Annotated in this window: 15 protein-coding genes and 1 pseudogene; 11 read left to right on the top strand and 5 right to left on the bottom strand. The window is 72.9% G+C overall.

The window, feature by feature from the left end; translation table 11 throughout:
• Positions 1–23: 23 nt before the first annotated feature.
• A complete protein-coding gene (locus tag OG618_RS19360; RefSeq protein ID WP_329488776.1) occupies positions 24–1,142 on the bottom strand; it encodes a lipid II:glycine glycyltransferase FemX in 1,119 nt (372 codons plus the stop codon).
• Positions 1,143–1,390: 248 nt separating this feature from the next.
• Entirely contained in the window at positions 1,391–1,690 is a 300-nt protein-coding gene (locus OG618_RS19355; protein ID WP_329488775.1) for a hypothetical protein, read from the bottom strand.
• Positions 1,691–1,992: 302 nt separating this feature from the next.
• Between OG618_RS19355 and rpsF the strand changes: the two genes are divergently transcribed.
• The 4 genes from rpsF to rplI all read left to right on the top strand — a co-directional run bounded on the left by rpsF (position 1,993) and on the right by rplI (position 3,770).
• Positions 1,993–2,283 (top strand): 30S ribosomal protein S6, encoded by a 291-nt coding sequence (gene rpsF / locus OG618_RS19350; RefSeq protein ID WP_329488774.1) that lies wholly within the window; start codon positions 1,993–1,995, stop codon positions 2,281–2,283.
• A gap of 96 nt (positions 2,284–2,379) precedes the next feature.
• Positions 2,380–2,991, top strand: a complete 612-nt coding sequence (locus OG618_RS19345) for a single-stranded DNA-binding protein (RefSeq protein ID WP_329488773.1) — start codon at positions 2,380–2,382, stop codon at positions 2,989–2,991.
• Between the two features lie 78 nt (positions 2,992–3,069).
• Entirely contained in the window at positions 3,070–3,306 is a 237-nt protein-coding gene (gene rpsR, locus OG618_RS19340) for a 30S ribosomal protein S18 (RefSeq protein WP_030304537.1), read from the top strand.
• Between the two features lie 17 nt (positions 3,307–3,323).
• Positions 3,324–3,770: a 50S ribosomal protein L9 gene (gene rplI, locus OG618_RS19335; RefSeq protein ID WP_329488772.1), complete on the top strand. Its 447-nt coding sequence runs from the start codon at positions 3,324–3,326 to the stop codon at positions 3,768–3,770.
• A 95-nt stretch (positions 3,771–3,865) separates the two neighbouring features.
• Here the strand turns inward: rplI and OG618_RS19330 are convergent, their stop codons facing one another.
• Positions 3,866–5,194, bottom strand: coding sequence for an MATE family efflux transporter (locus OG618_RS19330; RefSeq protein WP_329488771.1), 1,329 nt, complete (start codon positions 5,192–5,194; stop codon positions 3,866–3,868).
• Positions 5,195–5,775: 581 nt separating this feature from the next.
• Here OG618_RS19330 and dnaB point away from each other — a divergent pair.
• Entirely contained in the window at positions 5,776–7,251 is a 1,476-nt protein-coding gene (gene dnaB, locus OG618_RS19325; RefSeq protein WP_329492174.1) for a replicative DNA helicase, read from the top strand.
• 94 nt (positions 7,252–7,345) lie between these two features.
• On the opposite strand, the gene manA is transcribed toward dnaB, so the two are convergent.
• On the bottom strand, positions 7,346–8,545 hold the full coding sequence (manA, locus tag OG618_RS19320; RefSeq protein WP_329488770.1) for a mannose-6-phosphate isomerase, class I: 1,200 nt from the start codon (positions 8,543–8,545) through the stop codon (positions 7,346–7,348).
• 308 nt (positions 8,546–8,853) lie between these two features.
• Here manA and OG618_RS19315 point away from each other — a divergent pair, with 308 nt between their 5' ends.
• Positions 8,854–9,618 carry a polyprenol monophosphomannose synthase gene (locus OG618_RS19315; protein ID WP_329488769.1) on the top strand — a complete coding sequence of 255 codons (765 nt, stop codon included), beginning with the start codon at positions 8,854–8,856 and terminating at the stop codon, positions 9,616–9,618.
• 140 nt (positions 9,619–9,758) lie between these two features.
• Here the strand turns inward: OG618_RS19315 and OG618_RS19310 are convergent, their stop codons facing one another.
• A complete protein-coding gene (locus tag OG618_RS19310) occupies positions 9,759–10,166 on the bottom strand; it encodes a winged helix-turn-helix transcriptional regulator (RefSeq protein WP_329488768.1) in 408 nt (135 codons plus the stop codon).
• Positions 10,167–10,273: 107 nt separating this feature from the next.
• Between OG618_RS19310 and OG618_RS19305 the strand changes: the two genes are divergently transcribed.
• The 5 genes and pseudogenes from OG618_RS19305 to OG618_RS19280 all read left to right on the top strand — a co-directional run bounded on the left by OG618_RS19305 (position 10,274) and on the right by OG618_RS19280 (position 15,283).
• Positions 10,274–10,909, top strand: a complete 636-nt coding sequence (locus OG618_RS19305) for an FMN-dependent NADH-azoreductase (protein WP_329488767.1) — start codon at positions 10,274–10,276, stop codon at positions 10,907–10,909.
• Positions 10,910–11,029: 120 nt separating this feature from the next.
• The gene (locus OG618_RS19300; RefSeq protein WP_329488766.1) at positions 11,030–12,007 is read left to right on the top strand and encodes an MBL fold metallo-hydrolase; all 978 of its coding nucleotides are present in this window, start codon (positions 11,030–11,032) and stop codon (positions 12,005–12,007) included.
• 40 nt (positions 12,008–12,047) lie between these two features.
• Positions 12,048–13,029 (top strand): annotated as a pseudogene (locus tag OG618_RS38040) (DUF6457 domain-containing protein).
• A complete protein-coding gene (locus OG618_RS19285) occupies positions 13,026–14,234 on the top strand; it encodes a molybdopterin molybdotransferase MoeA (RefSeq protein ID WP_329488764.1) in 1,209 nt (402 codons plus the stop codon). The pseudogene OG618_RS38040 and the gene OG618_RS19285 overlap by 4 nt, the downstream one beginning before the upstream one ends.
• Positions 14,231–15,283 carry a potassium channel family protein gene (locus OG618_RS19280; protein ID WP_329488763.1) on the top strand — a complete coding sequence of 351 codons (1,053 nt, stop codon included), beginning with the start codon at positions 14,231–14,233 and terminating at the stop codon, positions 15,281–15,283. The genes OG618_RS19285 and OG618_RS19280 overlap by 4 nt, the downstream gene beginning before the upstream one ends.
• The last annotated feature ends 1 nt before the right edge of the window (position 15,284 follow it).

The raw sequence follows: 15,284 nt of genomic DNA, 5'->3' as shown, positions 1-15,284 counted from the left end.
GTTGGGCACGGCGGGCAAGCGGCTCAGCGGCGCGACATGTAGAGGTCGAGCGCCTTGTGCAGCAGCTTGTTGAGCGGGAAGTCCCACTCGCCGAGGTACTCGGCGGCCTGGCCGCCGGTGCCGACCTTGAACTGGATCAGGCCGAACAGGTGGTCGTTCTCGTCCAGCGTGTCGCTGATGCCGCGCAGGTCGTACACCCCGCCGCCGAGCGCGTACGAGTCGCGCATCATCCGCCACTGGATCGCGTTGGACGGCTTGACCTCGCGCTTGTGGTTGGCCGAGGCACCGTAGGAGTACCAGACGTGCTCGCCGACCACGAGCATCGTGGTCGCGGCCAGCGGCTCGCCCTCGTGGTAGGCGATGTAGAGCCGCATGCGGTTCGGGTCCTCGGAGGTGAGGGCCTTCCACATGCGCTGGAAGTAGGCCAGCGGGCGCGGGGTGAAGCGGTCGCGCTCGGCGGTCACCAGGTACAGCTGGTGGAAGATCGGCAGCTCGTCGTAGCCGCCCTGGACCACCTCGACGCCGCTCTTCTCGGCCTTCTTGATGTTGCGGCGCCAGAGCTGGTTGAAGCCCTTCTGGATGTCGTCCAGCGAGCGGTTGGCCAGCGGCACCTGGAAGACGTAGCGCGGCTGGACGTCGCCGAAGCCGGCGCCGCCGTCCTCGCCCTGTAGCCAGCCGGCCTTGCGGAGCCGGTCGGCCACCTCGAAGGCGCGCGGCTCGTACCAGTCGGCCTCGATGTCGCGCAGGCGCTTGGCCTGCTTGGCGGCGATGGCCTCCTTGATGGTCGGCGCGTTCCACCGGCGGATCACCACCGGCGGGCCCATCTTCACCGAGAAGGCGCCCTGCGACTTGAGGTGCGCCAGCATCGGGGAGAGCCAGCGCTCGATGTCGCGGTCGAACCAGTCGATCACCGGGCCCTCGGGCAGGTACGCCAGGTAGCGCTTGACCTTCGGCAGCTGGCGGTAGAGCACCAGCCCGGCGCCGACGATCTGGTTGGACTCGTCGATCCAGCCGATCGACTCCGAACGCCACTCCGCCTTCACGTCGCCCCAGGACGGCACCTGCATGTGGCTGGCAGAGGCGCGGCTCCTGATGAAGGCGAGGTGCTCCTCGCGGGTGATCGTCCTCAGGCGCAGGCTCATGCTCGGTGCTCCTCGTCGGTCGGGCTGCGGGCGGCCCCAGGTTCTCGGGCTGACCCTATCGTCCGGGGCACCGGCGCCCACGGCTGCGGGCGTGGCGGCGCCCCCGTCACCTACCTGTCTCACTGATGAGGTACGTGACGGGGGCGCCGAGAGTTCCGGCGGCGCCGGAGGGCTCGGGGTGGTCTGGGCGGGTCTGGGTGGGTCGGGGCAGGTCTGGACGGTCGGGACGGGCGGGGCGTTCGCGGGGGCTAGCCCCAGAGGCCGCCGTGGGCCACGCCCAGGTAGAAGCCGAAGGCCGAGGCGGTGAGGCTGATGACCAGGACGAAGCGCTCGGCCGTGGTGACGGAGACGAACTGCCCCCAGAGGCCGGTGACGATGCCGAGGAGTCCGGTCCACGAACTCAGCAGATGGAGGTTGTGGAAGAACGACGTCGTGAAGGCCAGCGCGCCCAACAGCAGGGTGATGCCGACCAGGGTGTTCTCGCGGGGGTGCCGGTTGCCGTCGGTGTTCAGGGTGAGGGCGGGGAACCGGTGGAAGGTCTGGGCCATGTGTCCCACCTCCTGGCGGAGAGACGAACGAGCAGGAAACCCGTTCCGTCCAGATTGCGGTGGTTGGGGCGCGGATCACAACCCCTATGCATTTTGTTCGGCCGTCCGGGTGCGGGTAGGCTGTGCCGTCTGCACTGGTGTAGTTGTGCCCCCTTGCGCCCTCTTCCGGGTGGACGGGGGTCGAGTGTCGGACCGGACCACTACGGTGGGCCGGTGTCGTCACTGACTCCGGTGCCGACGCTGCACAACCCTCCTGCCACGGAGAGACCGTGGCCGCTGAGTCCAAAGGAGGTGGGTTACACATGCGTCACTACGAGCTGATGGTCATCCTCGACCCCTCGGTCGAGGAGCGCGCTGTCTCCCCCCTGATCGAGAACTTCCTCACTGTCGTCCGCAACGGCGGCGGCAAGGTGGAGAAGGTCGACACCTGGGGTCGTCGCCGTCTGGCTTACGAGATCAACAAGCAGTCCGAGGGCATCTACTCGGTCATCGACCTCAAGGCCACGCCTGAGGTCGTCAAGGAGCTCGACCGCCAGCTTGGCCTGAGCGAGTCGGTTCTGCGGACCAAGGTCCTGCGCCCGGACACCCACTGAGCCACCTCTGAGGCCCTCGGGCCTCGGGTAGCTCGCGTCCGCTGTTTCACGTGAAACAGCGGTGAACGGAACTCTTCCGGAGAGGTCATCACCACCATGGCAGGCGAGACCGTCATCACCCTCGTCGGCAATCTCGTCGACGACCCCGAGCTGCGCTTCACCCCGTCGGGTGCGGCGGTCGCGAAGTTCCGCATCGCGTCCACTCCCCGCACCTTCGACCGTCAGACGAACGAGTGGAAGGACGGCGAGAGCCTCTTCCTCACGTGCAACGTCTGGCGGCAGCCGGCGGAGAACGTCGCCGAGTCGCTGCAGCGCGGCATGCGCGTCATCGTGCAGGGCCGACTGCGCCAGCGGTCTTACGAGACCAAGGAAGGCGAGAAGCGGACGGTCTTCGAGGTCGAGGTCGACGAGGTGGGCCCGAGCCTGCGTTCGGCGACCGCGAAGGTCACCCGGGCCAACCGGTCCGGCGCTCCCGGCGGCGGCGGCTTCGGCGGCGGCCAGCAGGGCGGCGGCGGCCAGGGCGGCGGTAACTGGGGCGGCGGTGGCGGCCAGCAGGGCGGCAACTGGGGTGGAAACTCCGGTGGCCAGTCCGGCCCGTCCGACGACCCGTGGGCGTCCAGCGCTCCCTCTGGTGGCAACAGCAACCAGAGTGGCGGCAGCTGGGGCGCTCCGTCCGGTGGCGGCTTCTCGGAAGAGCCCCCGTTCTAAGAGCTGACAGATTTCGTGCGGCCCGGCGCCGGCGTCGTGAGACGCCTGCCGGGCCGTGAACCCCAAATGGAGCACACAATGGCGAAGCCGCCTGCTCGCAAGCCGAAGAAGAAGGTTTGCGTCTTCTGCAAGGACAAGGTCAACTACGTTGACTACAAGGACACGAACCTGCTGCGGAAGTTCATCTCCGACCGCGGCAAGATCCGTGCCCGCCGGGTCACCGGCAACTGCACCCAGCACCAGCGTGACGTCGCCACGGCCGTGAAGAACAGCCGTGAGATGGCGCTGCTGCCCTACACCAGCACCGCGCGCTAAGAGAGGGTGACCAAGTAATGAAGATCATCCTCACGCACGAGGTGCCGGGTCTCGGCTCCGCCGGCGAGGTCGTCGAGGTCAAGGACGGCTACGCCCGCAACTACCTGGTCCCGCGTGGCTTCGCCATCCGCTGGACCAAGGGCGGCCAGAAGGACGTCGACGCCATCCGTCGCGCCCGCAAGATCCACGAGATCCAGACCCTTGAGGCCGCCAACGAGGTCAAGGGCAAGCTCGAAGGCGTCCAGGTCAAGCTGGCCGTTCGCTCGGGCGAGGCCGGCCGTCTGTTCGGTTCGGTGACCCAGGCCGACGTCGTGGAGGCCATCAAGGCCGCCGGCGGCCCGGCCGTGGACAAGCGCGCCGTCGCGATCGCCTCGCCGATCAAGACCGTGGGCACCCACAAGGTCTCGGTCAAGCTGCACTCCGACGTCCAGGCCAACCTCGACGTCGCCGTCGTCGCTGCCTGAGCTCCGTAGCTGTGGCCCGAGGGCCGGTCACCCCTTCCGGGGGGTGGCCGGCCCTCGGTCGTTCCCGGGGCCCGGCGCCGCACCGGGGCCCTGGCTCAGGCCCGCACCGCGCCGGTGACCAGCCACTTGCCGCTCAGGGCGCGCCGGGCCAGGAACGCCGCGCGGACCAGCATGAACAGGTTCATCGCCCACCAGAGCCCGGCCAGTCCGGCGCCGAGGGCCGGCACCGCGAGGGCCACCGGGGCGAAGACCGCCAGCGTGGCCAGCATCGCCCAGGCCAGGTACGGGCCGTCGCCGGCGCCCATCAGCACCCCGTCCAGGACGTAGACCAGGCCGGAGACCGGCTGGCAGAGGGCGAGCAGCAGCAGCACGGTGTTCAGCTGGGCCTGCACCGCCGGGTCGGGCGTGAACAGCGGGACGTACAGCGGCCGGGCCGCCACCACCAGCAGGCCGAGCAGCAGTCCGGAGCCGATGCCCCACTCGATCATCCGCCGGGTGGCCGCCCGCGCCCCGGCGACGTCCGCGGCGCCCAGGTGGCGGCCGATGATCGCCTGCCCGGCGATGGCGATGGCGTCCAGGGCGAAGGCGATGAAGAGGAAGACCGTCATGGCGACCTGGTGCGCGGCTATCGCGTCGTCGCCGAGCCCGGCGGCGACCGCGGTGGCGATCATCAGGATGGCGCGCAGGCTCAGCGTGCGGACCATCAGCGGTCCGCCGGCCCGGGCGCAGGCCCGGATGCCCGCCGCGTCCGGCCGCAGCGAGGCGCGCTCCCGGCGGGCCCCGCGGACCACCACGACCAGGTAGGCGGCGGCCATCCCGGTCTGGGCCAGCACGGTGCCCCAGGCGGAGCCGGCCACCCCCAGCCCGGCGCCGTACACCAGGCCGACGTTCAGGCCGATGTTGGCGGCGAAGCCCGCGACCGCCACCAGCAGCGGGGTGCGGGTGTCCTGGAGGCCGCGCAGCACGCCCGTGGCGGCCATCACCATCAGCATCGCGGGGATGCCGAGCGCGCTGATCCGCAGATACGTCACGGCGTAGGGCGCGGCGGTGGCCGAGGCGCCCAGCAGGTCGGCCGCCCAGGGCGCCAGCAGCAAGGCCAGGGCGACCACGCCGAGCGACAGCGCGAGGGCGAGCCAGATGCCGTCGATGCCCTGCTGGATGGCGGCCCGGCGGTCGCCGGCACCGATCCGGCGGGCGACCGCGGCGGTGGTGGCGTAGGCGAGGAAGACGAAGACCCCGGTGGCGGTGGTGAGCGCGGCCGAGGCGACACCCACACCGGCCAGCTGGGGGGTGCCGAGGTGGCCCACGATGGCCGAGTCGGCCAGCAGGAACAGCGGCTCGGCGACCAGGGCGCCGAAGGCCGGGACGGCCAGGGCGAGGATCTCCCGGTCGTGCCGGCGGCGGTCGGTGGTGGGGGCGGTCATGGGGTCAAGGCTACTCATCCACAGGTAATGACCGCCAGCCGGTTTGGAGTGTTACTCGAAATCCTGAGCGACGAGTCCGCGGTGCGGTGTGTCCATGGCCACTCGGCTGCGTGTGAAGAATTTCTCATGCACAGCCCTCGAACGAGGTAATCCCAGGTCATCGGGTTGACAGTGGATCGATGGTCCGGTTATCCACAGGGCTTTCCACAGGGGCGTCCACAGGTTTGCGGTACTTCTCCACAGCCTCTGGCCGCTCGTCCACACCCCCTGTGGATAACCGCCTTGGCTGAAGGGCTTCCGGCGCCTTAGCGTGGGCTCTCCGCCCGACACTCCCACCCGCCCCGGCGTCCGATTTGTCAGTGCGGTGGAGGTAGAAAGAGGGGCGCGGCTCCGCTCCACCCAGCCACCGGCAAGGCCCGCTCCAACTCGCACCACTCGCTGATCGGGGAACACGCGTGACCGGCCCCCAGTACGACGACCACGACGCCCCGCCGCCGGAGGAGGACTGGCAGACCGCGGACGACCCGTTCCCGGTCGGTGCCTTCGCCGACGCCCCCTTCCCGGACGGTCCCGGCGACCGGCTGCCGGTCGCGCGCGGGCGCGGCCAGGGCGGCCAGGGTTCGGGCTCCGGCTCCGGCGGCTTCCAGAAGGGCGGCAAGGGCTCGGGCGGCTTCCAGCGCGACGGGGGCAAGCGGCGCCAGGACGACGAGGACGAGCGCTCCGCGGCCGACGGCTTCGAGCGGGTGCCCCCGCAGGACCTCGCCGCCGAGCAGTCCGTCCTCGGCGGCATGCTGCTGTCCAAGGACGCCATCGCCGACGTGGTCGAGGTGCTGAAGCCGGCCGACTACTACCGGCCCGCGCACGAGCTGATCCACGGCGCCATCCTCGACCTCTACGCCCGCGGCGAGCCGGCCGACCCGATCACCGTGGCCGGCGAGCTGACCAAGCGCGGCGAGCTCGTCCGGGTCGGCGGCCCCGGCTACCTGCACACCCTGGTCAACTCCGTCCCGACCGCCGCCAACGCCGAGTACTACGCCGAGATCGTCCACGAGCGGGCGGTGCTGCGCCGGCTGGTCGAGGCCGGCACCCGGATCGCGGGCATGGGCTACGCCGCCGAGGGCGACGTCGACGAGATCGTCAACGCGGCCCAGGCGGAGATCTACGCCGTCACCGAGCAGCGGACCAACGAGGACTACGCGCCGCTCTCCGACATCATGGAGGGCGCCCTCGACGAGATCGAGGCGATCGGCTCCCGCAACGGCCAGATGTCCGGCGTCCCGACCGGCTTCGCCGACTTCGACCAGCTCACCAACGGCCTGCACCCCGGCCAGATGATCGTCATCGCGGCCCGTCCGGCCATGGGGAAATCGACCCTAGCGTTGGATTTTGCGCGGGCCTGCTCGATCCAGCACAAGTTGCCGAGCGTGATCTTCTCGCTCGAAATGGGGCGCAACGAGATCGCCATGCGTCTGCTCTCGGCGGAGGCCCGGGTGGCGCTGCACCACATGCGCTCGGGGAACATGACGGACGACGACTGGACGCGGGTCGCCCGGCGGATGCCGGACGTCAGCGAGGCGCCGCTGTTCATCGACGACTCGCCGAACCTGTCGATGATGGAGATCCGCGCCAAGTGCCGCCGGCTCAAGCAGCGCAACGACATCAAGCTGGTCGTCATCGACTACCTCCAGCTGATGCAGTCCGGCGGCTCCCGCCGGGCCGAGAACCGCCAGCAGGAGGTCTCGGACATGTCGCGAAACCTCAAGCTGCTGGCCAAGGAGCTGGAGGTGCCGGTGATCGCGCTCTCCCAGCTGAACCGTGGTCCCGAACAGCGCACCGACAAGCGGCCGATGGTCTCCGACCTGCGTGAGTCCGGCTCGATCGAGCAGGACGCCGACATGGTCATCCTGCTCCACCGCGAGGACGCCTACGAGAAGGAGTCCCCGCGCGCCGGCGAGGCCGACCTGATCGTCGCCAAGCACCGTAACGGTCCGACCGCCACCATCACGGTGGCCTTCCAGGGCCACTACTCGCGCTTCGTGGACATGACGCGGGACTGACCGCGCCGCTCCGGCCGTGCGAAGGGCCCGTACCCGGTGGGGTACGGGCCCTTCGCGTCGCCGGCTCGCGACGGCGCGCTGGGGTGGCGGGGCGTCAGAGCGTCACGGTGGCGCGGAAGACGGTGGCGTCGTCGCCGTCGAGGCGGGTGGCGGTGCCGGTCGCGGGGAGGAAGACCGACCCGCCGCGGGCGAGGTCCAGCACGGTGCCGTCGGCGGCGGTGAGCCGGGCCCGGCCGGCGGTGCAGAGCAGGATCTGCGGGGCGCGGCCGTCGAGTTCGCGCTCCCGGCCGGTCAGCACGAAGCGGGAGAGCCGGAACTCGTCGATCGGGACGGGGAAGAGCTCCTCCCCGGGGGTGGTGTCGACGGCGGTCGGCAGCAGCAGCTCCGGTGCTCCGGGGGTGAAGTCCACCACCTTCAGCAGCTCCGGCACATCGATGTGCTTGGGCGTCAGCCCGGCCCGCAGGACGTTGTCGGAGTTGGCCTGCAGCTCGACGCAGACGCCGTGCAGATAGGCGTGCGGCACGCCCGCGCCGAGGTAGAGCGCCTGGCCGGGCCGGAGCCGGACGGCGTTGAGCAGCAGGCCGCCGATCAGGCCGCGGTCGCCGGGGAACTCGCGGGTGATCCGGCCGTAGAGCGCGTAGGGGCCGTCGGGGTCGCCGGCGGCGGCCTTGTCCACCGCGTCGGCGGTCTCCCGGACGGTCGCGGCGGCCGTGGCCTCGTCCATGGTGAGGATGGCGGCCAGTGTGGCGCGCAGGGCCTCGGCCTCGTCCTCGGCGCCGAGCAGCGCGATCAGCGGGTCGAGCGCCGGCACCCGCAGCCCGGCCATCAGGGCGGCCGCCCCGGCCGGTGTCCGGAAGCCGCAGAGACCGTCGAACTCGTCGAGCGCGCAGATGAGTTCGGGCTTGTGGTTGGCGTCCCGGTAGCTGCGGTGCGGGGCGTCGAGCGGCACGCCCAGGGCGTTCTCGGCGGCGTACCCGGCGCGGGCCTGGTCCAGGGTGGGGTGCGCCTGGATGGAGAGCGGGATGCCGGCGGCCAGGACCTTGAACAGGAACGGCAGGGCGGGGCCGAACCGGGCCACGGTGGCGGCGCCCAGCTCGCCCTCGGGGTCGGCGGCGATGAGCTCGTCCAGCGGGCGGAGCCCGTCGCCCCGGTCGGCGCGGGAGGGCGCTCCGGGGTGGGCCCCCATCCACAGCTCGGCCTGCGGTTCCCCGGTCGGTTCCTGCCCGAGCAGCTCGGGGAGCGCGGTGTGCGACCCCCAGGCGTACGGGCGGACAGTGTTGACGAGCCTGTCCATGCGCGCGGTCCTGCTCCTCTGCTGCTGTGCCTGGTGTGCCGGATCGCCGGGAGACGGCCCGGCGGGCGTGTGGTCCGGGCAAAGGCTGGGCATCGACCCTAGCCGACCGGTGCCGTCGGAAGGGAAACGGCCGGGGTCGGCCGGGAGTGCCAGAGCCGTACCGGCTGTTCGAGGACGCGGTAGTAGGATGCCAGGACGCAGTAATTTCCACAGTGGTTTCCAGGTCGGCGGGATGCCGACGGGGACTGCGTCTCAGAGTGCGGGCAACGGTGACTGGCACTTCCCGCCACCGGCCGAGAGGTTTGTACGTGACCGTGAACCAGCAGAGTTTTGCTGATCTCGGCAGGGTGCTGGTGATCATCCCGACGTTCAACGAAGCGGAGAACGTCGAGCGGATCGTCGGACGGGTCCGTGCGGCCGTGCCCGAGGCCCATGTCCTGGTCGCCGATGACAACAGCCCTGACGGGACCGGCGAGCTGGCCGACAAGCTGGCCGCCGAGGACCCGAACGTGCAGGTCATGCACCGTCGGGGCAAGGAGGGGCTGGGCGCCGCCTACCTGGCGGGCTTCCGCTGGGGCATCGACAACGGCTACGACGTCCTGGTCGAGATGGACGCGGACGGCTCGCACCAGCCCGAGGAGCTCGACCGGCTGCTGGGCGCGCTGCGCGGCGCCGACCTGGTGCTCGGCTCGCGCTGGGTGCCGGGCGGCCGGGTGGTGAACTGGCCGAAGTCGCGCCTGCTGCTCTCGCGCGGCGGCTCGACGTACTCGCGGCTGATGCTGAACGTGCCGATCCGGGACGTCACCGGCGGCTACCGGGCCTTCCGCAAGGAGACCCTGCTCGGCCTGGGCATGGACGAGGTCGCCTCGGCCGGCTACTGCTTCCAGGTCGACCTGGCCTGGCGCACGGTGAAGGCCGGGTTCAAGGTGGCCGAGGTGCCGATCACCTTCGTGGAGCGCGAGCTGGGTGCCTCCAAGATGAGCCGCCACATCGTGCTGGAGGCGCTCTGGCGCGTCACCTCCTGGGGTGTCGCCGACCGGGTCGCCAAGCTGACCGCCCGCGCGAAGGGCTGACCGCCCGCGCGAAGGGCTGACCGGCGGCCGAAGAGACCGACCGCGCCCGGGCCCGCCTGTGAGAACAGGCGGGCCCGGGCGCTTCGTGCTGTCCGGGGTGGGCCCGTCCGGCGGGGCGGGCGGGGTGCGGCGCGGGCGGGTCAGCAGGAGCCGGGCTGCTTGAGGGCGCTGTCCGGCAGGTACCGGTCGGCCCAGACGGCCAGCTCGGTCAGGGCCGGGCGCAGCGCGGCGCCCGCCTCGGTGAGCCGGTAGCTGACGCGCAGCGGCGGGCCCTCGTCGACCTGGCGCAGTACGAGCCCGGCCTCGGCCAGTTCGGTGAGGCGGTCGGAGAGCATGCGTTCGCTGATGCCGGGGACGGCCCGGCGCAGTTCGGAGAAGTAGCCGGGCCCGTTGTTGGTGAGCGTGGCCACGATCAGGCCGGTCCAGCGCTTGCCGAGCAGGGTGAACACCCGGGTCAGCGCGATCTCCGTGCCGGTGCAGGCGACCACCGCCGCCCCGTGTTCCCCGGGGGTGGCGTGGACCTGCTCGGTCACCTCTTGCTGGGCCATGGGTACAGCGTACCGGTCTGTCCACTAGTGACTGCAGAAAAGTAAGCTGCTACGGTACCGATAGCTGCGGCGGAAAGAGCAGCTGCTTACTTTGATGGAGGTTCGCCATGCCCACTCTGCTGCACATCGACTCGTCCGCGTTCACCGACGGCTCGGTCTCCCGCGAGGTCTCGGCCGCCTACCGGGCCGCCTGGCAGGCCCAGCACCCCGACGGCACGGTGATCCACCGCGACCTCGCCGCCCTGCCGGTGCCGCACCTGGACGCCCACGGCATCTCCGCGGCCTTCACCCCCGCGGAGGGACGCAGCGCCGAGCAGGCGGCGGCCTTCGCGCTGCGCGAGGAGCTGATGGCGGAGCTGGAGCGGGCCGACGCGATCGTGATCGGCACCCCGATGTACAACTTCACGATCCCGTCCAGCCTCAAGGCCTGGCTGGACCAGGTGATCCTGATGGGCCGCACGGCGGGGGACACCCCCTCGGCGGCCGGGACCCCGGTGACGGTGGTCGCGGCCCGCGGCGGCTCCTACGCGCCCGGCGCCCCGCGCGAGCCCTACGAGTTCGTCACCACCTACCTGGAGAAGGTGCTGACCGGGATGCTCGGGCTGGAGGTCGAGTTCATCGTCCCCGAGTTCACCCTGGCGGCGACGGTGCCGGCGATGGCGGACTTCGTGCAGCACGCCGCCGACTCCAAGGCCCGGGCGCTGGAGGACGCGGCGCGCCTGGCGAAGGCCTCGGCCGCCTGACGGCGCCGTACCCCGCGCGGAAGGCGTGCCCCGCCGGGCGCGCCTTCCGCGCAATCGGCGGGCCGTGCTCCCATGCTGTAGGGCGCAGGGAGTCCGAGCGCCGACCGGAGGGAGCAGCCAGTGACGTCGTCCTCGCCCGAGGGGAGCGCCGCCGCGGAACGCGCGGGCGCCGCGGACGGCGACCGGGCCGGGGCGGACGGGGCGGACGCGGCCGGGACGGCCGGTGTCCGGCCGCTGGAGATCGCCGTGTTCACCGGTCCCGAGTCGGCCTTCTTCGCCACCTCGACCCTGGTCCTCGGCGAGCGGACCGCGATCCTGGTCGACGCCCAGCTCACCCGCAGCGCCGGCCGCGAGCTGGCCGAGTGGGTGGCCGGCAAGAACCGACGGCTGCTGGCCATCGTGATCACCCACCAGCACCCCGACCACTACTTCGGTGCCGAGGAGGTGCTGAAGCTCTTCCCGGAGGCGCAGCTGCTGGCCGCGCCGCCGGTGGTGGACGGCATCCTGCGCACCGCGGCCGCCAAGGTCGCCCAGTGGAAGCCGGTGTACGGCGACGACATCCCCGACCACCCGCTGGTGCCCGCGCCGCTGCTGCCCCAGCCGCTGATGGTCGACCGCCAGGTGATTCCGGTGCTGCTGTTCGGCCAGGGCGACTGCGAGGGGTCCACGGTGGTCCACGTGCCCAGCATCCGCACCGTGCTCGCCGGTGACTTCGTCTACAACGGCACCCACGTCTGGACGGCCGACACCACCCCGGAACAGCGCACCGCGTGGGTGCGCAACCTCGGCCGGATCGCCGAACTCGGCGCCGACCGCGTGATCGCCGGGCACCGGGCGCCCGAGCAGGACGACGACGCGGGCCGGGTGCTCGCCTTCACCGGTGAGTACCTCCAGGACTTCGACCGGCTGCTGGCCGCACACCCGGACGACGCGGAGGCGCTGGTCGCCGCGGTGGGCGAGCGGTACGGGGAGCTGACCCTGCCGGCCATCCTGGAGCTGAGCGTCGCCGCCAACCTCGCCCGCCCCCGCCCCCGCCCCCTGCCGGACGAGGACGGGATCGTCGACGCCGAACTGGTCGACGAGGACCCCGAGGACTGAGCCGGGGCGGACCGGGCGCCGCGGCGCGGATACTGGCGGCATGACGCCGTACGACGTGATCGTGCCCGCGGGGGGCGCCGCCCGCCGGCTCGGGGGAGCGGACAAACCCGGGCTGACCGTCGGCGGGACGGCCCTGCTCGACCGGGTGCTCGCCGCCGCCGCCGGTGCCCGGACCACCGTGGTGGTCGGCCCGGCCCGGCCCACCGCCCGGACCGGGATCCGCTGGACCCGCGAGCGGCCGCCCGGCGGCGGACCGGTGGCGGCCGTCGCGGCCGGTCTGGCCGAGGTGACGGCCGAGGTGGTGCTGCTGCTCGCCGCCGACCTGCCGTTCCTGGACGCGCGGACCGTCGGCCGGCTGACCGGGGCCCTCGTCGGGGCGGGGCCGGAGACCGGGGCGGTCGTCCTGGTCGACGCCGCCGGCCGCGACCAGCCGCTCGCCGCCGCCTACCGCACCGCCGCCCTGCGCGCCGCGCTGGCCGCCGCCGGGGACCCGGCCGGGCTGCCGCTGCGCCGGCTGACCGGCGGCCTGCGCACCCTGCGGCTGGCCGACACCGACGACGTGAGCCACGACTGCGACACCTGGGAGGAGCTGGAGCTGGCCCGGGAACGGGACCGCTCCCGCTGACGCCCGCCGCCCCCTCTCGTGGGGCCCCGGCCGGCCGGTTCACGGGGGCCGGCGGCCCCCGTGCGGGAGACGACGCGCGGCCCTCATCGGGGAAACATCCCGGGGAAACCGCCGATCAGGCAGCATGGGGCTCATGGAGCGCACGCTGGATGACTGGATGGCCGAGGTCCGGGCCGAGCTGGGGATCGACCTGGACGTCGACGTCCCCGGACTGCTCGACCTCGCCCGGGTGGTCGCGCACGGGGTGGCCCGGCCCGCCGCGCCGCTGACCGCCTTCCTGGTCGGCTACGCGGCCGCGCAGCGCGGCGGCGGCCCGGAGGCCGTCACCGAGGCGTCCCGGCGCATCGCCGAACTCGCCGAGCGCTGGACGGCGGCGGCCGGGCCGGAGCACCCGTGAGCACGGTCGAGGAGGCCGCGGTGCCCGGTGGACGCTCCGCCGCCGGCCCGCTGACCTGGCCGCAGGCCCGGGCGGCCGCCCGCAGGGCCGGTCTGCACCCGCTCCCGCCGCAGCGCCTGGACCTGGCCGAGGCGCTCGGCCGGACCCTGGCCGAGCCGCTCACCGCCCTCACCGACCTGCCGGCCTTCGACACCTCGGCGATGGACGGCTGGGCCGTCGCCGGGCCGGGCCCCTGGCGGGTCGCCGGGCGGATACTGGCCGGGCAGTCGGGCGTGCCGCCGCTGGAGGACGGCGCGGCCGCCGAGATCGCGACCGGCGCCCAGCTGCCGCCCGGTGCCACCGCGGTGCTCCGGCGCGAGCACGGCGAGCGGATCGGCGCCCTGCTGCACGACCGGAGCCCGGGCTCGCTGACCACCGGCCAGGACGTCCGCCCGCGCGGTCAGGAGTGCCGCCGGGGCGAGGCGCTGCTGGCCGCCGGCACCCCGGTCGGCCCGGCCGTGCTGGGCCTCGCGGCGGCCTGCGGCCACGACGGGCTGGCGGTCCGCCGCCGCCCGGTCGTCGAACTCCTCGTCCTCGGTGACGAACTGCTCTGCGCCGGGGTCCCGCGGCCCGGCCTGGTCCGGGACGCGCTCGGCCCGCTGCTGCCGCCCTGGCTCCGGGCGGCCGGTGCCGAGGTGGGTGAGCCGCGGGCCGTCCGGGACGACTTCGGCCTGCTCCGGGACGCCGTCCGGCACTCCACCGCCGACGTGGTGGTCACCACCGGCGGCACGGCCGCCGGTCCGGTCGACTTCCTGCACCGGGCTCTGACCGAGGCCGGCGCCCGGCTGCTGGTGGACGGCGTCGCCGTCCGCCCCGGCCACCCCATGCTGCTTGCTGAACTCCCGGGCGGTCGCCACCTGGTGGGCCTGCCGGGCAACCCGCTGGCCGCGGTGGCCGGCGTCGTCACCCTCGCGCTGCCGCTGCTGCACGCCCGGGGCGGCCGGTCCGCCGGCGAGCCGGCGCTCGCGCTCGCCGCCGTGGACCTCGCCGGCCATCCCGCGGACACCCGGCTGCTGCCGGTGCGCCGCACCGCGCACGGCGTCGTCCCACTGGCCTTCGACGGCCCGGCGATGCTGCGCGGCCTGGCCCGGGCCGAGGCGCTCGCCGTGGTGCCGCCCGGCGGCGCGGCGCAGGGCGCCACCGTCGAACTCCTGGAGGTCCCGTGAGTGCCCGCCGCCGTGAGTCGCCGCTGCGCCCGGTGACCCCCGGCACCGAGCCGTGGGCGGACGCCGGCATCGTGCTGCCCGCCCGGCGGACCGCGCCCGCCTTCCAGCAGGTCGGTTCACGGCTGCTGGTGGCCCTCGGCGTGCTGGTGGCCACCACCGTGATCGTCTGGCTGGACCGGGCCGGCTACAACGACAACGCCGGCGGCGGCGTGAGCTTCCTCGACGCGGCGTACTACGCCACCGTCACGCTCTCCACCACCGGGTACGGCGACATCACGCCGTTCAGCGACAGCGCCCGGCTCACCAACATCTTCGTGATCACCCCGCTGCGCGTGGTCTTCCTGATCATCCTGGTCGGCACCACGCTCGAAGTGCTCACCGAACGCACCCGTCAGCAGTGGCGGTTGAACCGCTGGAGGTCCACCGTGCGCGAGCACACCGTCGTGATCGGCTACGGCACCAAGGGGCGCAGCGCCGTCGACACCCTGCTCGGCCAGGGGGTGCGCAAGGAGGAGATCGTGGTGGTCGACCCGCAGCGCAAGGTGATCGACCAGGCCGCTCAGCACGGCCTGGTGGGAGTGGTCGGCGACGCCACCCGGACCGACACCCTGCTGCGCGCCGGACTGCCCGCGGCCGCGCGGGTGGTGGTGGCGCCGGAGCGGGACGACACCGCCGTCCTGATCACGCTGACCGCGCGTCAGCTGACCAAGGCGGCCACCGTGGTCGCGGCCGTGCGGGAGGACGAGAACGCCCCGCTGCTGCGGCAGAGCGGCGCCGACGTGGTGGTGACCAGCTCCAGTTCGGCGGGCCGGCTGCTCGGCATGTCGATGCTCAGCCCGCACGCCGGCGCGGTGATGGAGGACCTGCTCACCTACGGCAACGGCCTGGACGTGATCGAGCGCCCGGTGACCCGGGCCGAGGCCGGGCACGGCCCGCGCGAGTGCGAGGACCTCGTGGTGGCGGTGGTCCGCGGCCGCCGGGTGCTCAACTACACCGAGCCGGAGGCCCAGGTGCTCCAGCTCACCGACCGGGTGATCGTCATCAAGTGAT

The organism is Kitasatospora sp. NBC_01246, from assembly GCF_036226505.1.
Taxonomy (GTDB): domain Bacteria; phylum Actinomycetota; class Actinomycetes; order Streptomycetales; family Streptomycetaceae; genus Kitasatospora.
The sequence above is the reverse complement of the archived record's forward strand: the minus strand, read 5'-3'. Positions and strand labels throughout refer to the sequence as shown.